Here is an 852-nt window from a genome sequence, read left to right as displayed (position 1 = left end):
GGCCGCGACCGGTTCCCGGGTCGGCCCGGCGGAGGCCCGGCGCTTCGTGCCCCAGGTCGGCGCGATCCGGCTCGGCCGCATCGAGGTCGCGAAGTCTGGATCCAAGGACGGCTCCAAGGACGGCTCCAAGGACGGCTCCAAGGACGGCTCCAAGGACGGCTCCAAGGATGGCTCCAAGGATGGCTCCAAGGATGGCACGACAGGCGGTGAAGGCGCCGGCGCGGCAGCCTTCGCCCTCGACGGCCTCGAGCTCGTGACCTCCGACCTCGTCGAGGGCGTGCCGACGCGGCTTCGCTTCGCGATGCGCGACCTGTCCGTGCCGGCGGCCTTCGTGTCCGGGCAGGATTCGTCCGGCCAGCTCGCCGCCCTCGGCTACACCGCCATCGCCACCAGCGTCAGGGCCGACCTCGCCTGGAGCGAGGCGAGCCGGCAGCTCGCCGTGCACGAGATCGCCGTCGAGGGCGGCGGAATGGGCACGGCGAAGCTGCGCGCCGTCGTCGGGAACGTGTCGCGGGACCTGTTCGGCCGCGATCCGGAGGCGGCGACGCGGGCGGCGCTCGGCGCCACCGCACAATCCCTCGACCTCGACATCCAGGATCGCGGCCTGCTCGACCGCGTCCTGGCGATGCAGGCCCGGCAGAGGGGCGTCGCGGCGGAGGACGTCCGCATCGAGTACGCCGCCTACGCCCGCCTCGGCATCCCGCAAATGCTGAGTTCCATGCCGGGCGCCACCGAGCTGGGCCAGGCGGTGGCCCGCTTCATCACGCGGCCCGGCCAGCTCCGGCTCGGCGTGAAGCCGCTGCAGCCGGCCGGCCTCAGCGCAGCCGAGGTGGCGGCGGCCGAGGACCCGGC

General features: G+C 74.1%; 1 pseudogene. It reads left to right on the top strand.

Features of this window, described 5'->3' with window-relative positions:
- Positions 1–852: pseudogene (locus FV222_RS30305) on the top strand (hypothetical protein); the annotation flags it as partial.

Source organism: Methylobacterium sp. WL103, from assembly GCF_008039885.1.
Lineage (GTDB): Bacteria > Pseudomonadota > Alphaproteobacteria > Rhizobiales > Beijerinckiaceae > Methylobacterium > Methylobacterium cerastii.
The sequence above is the reverse complement of the archived record's forward strand: the minus strand, read 5'-3'. Positions and strand labels throughout refer to the sequence as shown.